We start from the raw sequence: 3,523 nt of genomic DNA, 5'->3' as shown, positions 1-3,523 counted from the left end.
CACCAGTTCAGCCTCCTGCTCCTGCCTCAGCCGCTGCGCCAAGAGGTCCTCTACGGACTTCAGCAAGCCGATCCCTGGCTGCGCATCTTCGAACCATGCCAAGTCCGCCGCATGATCCGGGACCTGGCCGACGCCACCACCCTCACCGAAACCAACACGCACACCTCGCTCTGCCCCCGCTCCACACCCGCAGTCCTGCGGACGCTCGCCCGGGTACGCACCGCGGTCCAGGCCGGCTTCGCCCACCACACCGGCACAGCACCAGCCACGCACGACATCCTGGACCTACGCGCCCTGGGCCAGCGTTCCCGCACCCCAGCGGGCATCCGACGCCACAAGACCGTCGACCTGCGCACCATCAGGCAACCATGGCTCCGCGACCTGCTGCGCACCTTCACGATCCAACAGCGCCCCGACGCCGACGCGTTCGCCCGTACCCTGCGCGGAGTCCAGCTGGCCTCCCGTGCCCTGGCCCACCGCCCGGGCACGGACGACCCCTCCGCCCTGCGCTACGACGACGTCACCGCCGTAGTCGAATCCTTCCGCACCGCACCCAAACTCGACGGCCAGCCCGCTGGATGGAGCTACCGCGTCTCCATCGCCAGCCACTTCTTCGCCCTGATCGACTACGGCCGCCGCTCCGGCACCGCCCCCCAACTCTCCGCCGCCTTCGTCCGTGACCCCGTCACACACCGCATCGCCACCGAAGAATTCAACGAGGACGAGATCGGCAAAGCGATTCCCGAACCGGTGATCCGCCAACTCGACGCCCACCTCGACCTCCTCGGCCAAGGACGAGCCCGAGGCCGACGCACGCTCGCCACCGAAGATCTGCAGCTCATGTACCGAACCTTGTACATCCTGCTCAGGGACACCGGCCGACGCCCCAACGAGATCGTCTCCCTGCCCCGCGACTGCCTCGAAACCCGCGGCGACCAGCTCTCCCTGATCTGGAACAACCACAAAGCCCGCAGACTGCGCAGACGCCTGCCCATCACCACAGCCACCGCCCAGACGATCCGTGCCTGGCACACACGCCGCGACCAACTCGCCCCCACCCTGCCGCCCACCGGCACAGGCCACCTCTTTCCCGCCCTGACACCCCTGGCCACCCACACCCACCTCCACACCAGCTACCTCAGCGAAACACTGCGCCACTGGGTGGAATCCATCCCCCACCTCCACGCCGAAGGCACCGACGCAGAAGGCAACCCGCTGCCCTTCGACCGCTCCCTCATCTACGCCTACGCCTTCCGCCACTCCTACGCACAGCGCCATGCCGACGCCGGAACCCCCCTCGACGTCCTGTGCGAACTGATGGACCACAAGTCCGTCCGCACCACACAGCGCTACTACACGGTCTCCCTCAAGCGAAAACGCGAAGCCGTCACCAAGCTCGCCGCCCACGTCGTCGACCAACAAGGCCGCCCCAGCCCCTGCTCCGACACCACCTACGAGCTGCGCTCGGTAGCCGTCCCCTACGGCGGATGCACCGAGCCCAGCAACGTCAAGGCAGGAGGCAACTCCTGCCCGATCCGCTTCCAGTGCGCCGGCTGCGGCTTCTACCGGCCCGACCCCTCCTACCACCCGGCCATCGAGCAACACATCAACGAGCTACGAGCCGACCGCGAGACGGCACGGGCCATGGACGCCGCCGACTTCGTCATCACCGCACCCACCGACCAGATCACCGCCTTCGAACAGGTCGTCATCCGCATGAAACGCCACCTTGCCGCCCTCCCCGCATCCGAACGTGCACAGATCGAAGAAGCCAGCGCCATCCTGCGCAAGGCCCGCGCCGGCAACACTCACACCCTGCTGCCACTCACCCCCGCCTCGAAGGCCACACCCTCGCCATGAACCCCCGAGGCAACCCCCACACCCTGGCCCAAGCGCGCCGCCGCGACAGCCTCGACAAGCGCCAACGCGTCCTCACCGCACTCGCAGCCCTGGAACAACAGGGCGAAAGAATCACTTTCACGGCAGTCGCCCGCACCGCCAACGTCTCGACCTGGCTCACCTACACCACAGGGCTCCGCGAACACATCGAAGCAGCCCAACGCCGCCAACGCCCCACTCTCCGCAAACCGGCACGAGCCGAAGGCTCCACGGCAGCGCTGCATACCGAACTCGAGCTGGCCCGCCAAGAGATCCGCACCCTCCGCCAAGACAACGAACGCATGCGCCACGCCGTCCAGCACCAACTCGGACTGCAACTCGACGCCCTCAGCACCGAGCACCTGACAGATCGCGTCGATGAACTGATCCGCACCAACCAGCAGCTACAGGACCAGCTTCAACAGGCCACCGAGACGAACAAAGCTCTCCAGACCCACGTATCGACCTTGGAGGCAGACCTCAGCGCAGCACGGACAAGCCTGCGCAGGATGATCCGCGAAGAGAACACGCACGGCTGAACGACAACGAGCTCCCTACCAGCGCACCCCCAAAGCCTCCAGGTCCGCGCGGCGCTGCTCGCTCAACTTCCCAGCACGCCTCCGAGTGTTGTCGATCCACACGCCGAGTTTCACGTCCACGACGTGGCCATCTCCCTCGACGAGCTGCTCGACGTGTTTGCGGGGGACGTTCACATGCCCTTCGCGGGCGTGGAACTGCCTGACGGCCTGCAGATTGAGGGCCCATTTGGTGTCCTGGGTGCGTTTCACGGGGCGTTCGTCTTCGTGGGCGGGCTCGAGGTGGAGGATGTTGGCGAGGAGCCACAGCTGCGCGGGCCGGAGCTGTTCCCAGCCGAGGCGTTGAGCTTGGACCCAGCGTCCGAGGTCTTCGCCCTGCACCACCACATCACCGACGGCCGTGGGCACAGCCCCGCCGGCGTCGACGAACTGTTGGGTGAGGCGGAAGCAGCGCTGCCAGCCCACATCCCACGCCGGGCACCAGCCGGGGTCGATCTCGTCGAGGGCTTCGCGTCGCTCCTGTGCGAGGGCCCCGGCCGCCGACTCGCCGGGAAGGCCGGCCTCGCGCCGTTCCTCGAGGCGGTCGGCGGTGCGTGCGACTTGGCGTTGGTTCTTGGCCCAGGCCCCGACGGGGTAGGCGTTCCACACTGCGGTGGAGGGCGGGAGGAAGTGCCCGTGCTCGGCAGCCCATTCACGCGCAGCAGCGAGGCCTTCTTCGAAGGCGACGTCCTGGTGCGACCACACCATCCCCAGCCCGTCGAGCTCGCCGGCACGCTCGGGCGTCAGGGCGCCGGTCTTGTGGAAGCGGCGCTGGTCCGCAAGCCAGATCCCGAGCGGGAACCCGGCCGGGGCCCACTCGTCCGGTGTCACGTAGTCGTAGGGGACCCGCAGCTGCTCGACGCCGGTCTCCTTCACGTAGCGGGCGGCGGCGGCGATGCCGCGGCGGAAGAACTCGTTCTCCGGCTCCAGCACCCTCAGCTTCACGAACCGCGCCAGCTCCGCCGGGTCACGCGGGGTTGTGTGTTCTCAGTCTTCTTGCGGTTGGGGTGCTGGGGCGTTTCGGGTTGTTGAGAGTCTTTTTGGTGGGAACTGTGCATCTTGGAATGGGA

Annotated in this window: 3 protein-coding genes; 2 read left to right on the top strand and 1 reads right to left on the bottom strand. The window is 67.6% G+C overall.

From position 1 onward, the window contains the following. Positions 1–1,860, top strand: a 1,860-nt coding sequence (locus QIS99_RS31890) for a tyrosine-type recombinase/integrase (protein ID WP_282517247.1), incomplete at its 5' end; no start/stop codon positions are given. Next, positions 1,857–2,417, top strand: coding sequence for a DUF6262 family protein (locus tag QIS99_RS31885; protein ID WP_282517246.1), 561 nt, complete (start codon positions 1,857–1,859; stop codon positions 2,415–2,417). The genes QIS99_RS31890 and QIS99_RS31885, both read left to right, overlap by 4 nt. Positions 2,418–2,432: 15 nt before the next feature. Here QIS99_RS31885 and QIS99_RS31880 read toward each other — a convergent pair whose 3' ends face one another. After that, positions 2,433–3,398 carry a helicase associated domain-containing protein gene (locus tag QIS99_RS31880; protein ID WP_282517245.1) on the bottom strand — a complete coding sequence of 322 codons (966 nt, stop codon included), beginning with the start codon at positions 3,396–3,398 and terminating at the stop codon, positions 2,433–2,435. Between the last annotated feature and the right edge of the window lie 125 nt (positions 3,399–3,523).

The organism is Streptomyces solicavernae (assembly GCF_029968095.1).
Taxonomy (GTDB): domain Bacteria; phylum Actinomycetota; class Actinomycetes; order Streptomycetales; family Streptomycetaceae; genus Streptomyces; species Streptomyces solicavernae.
Note: the sequence above shows the minus strand (reverse complement) of the source record. Positions and strands in the feature narration are given on the sequence as shown.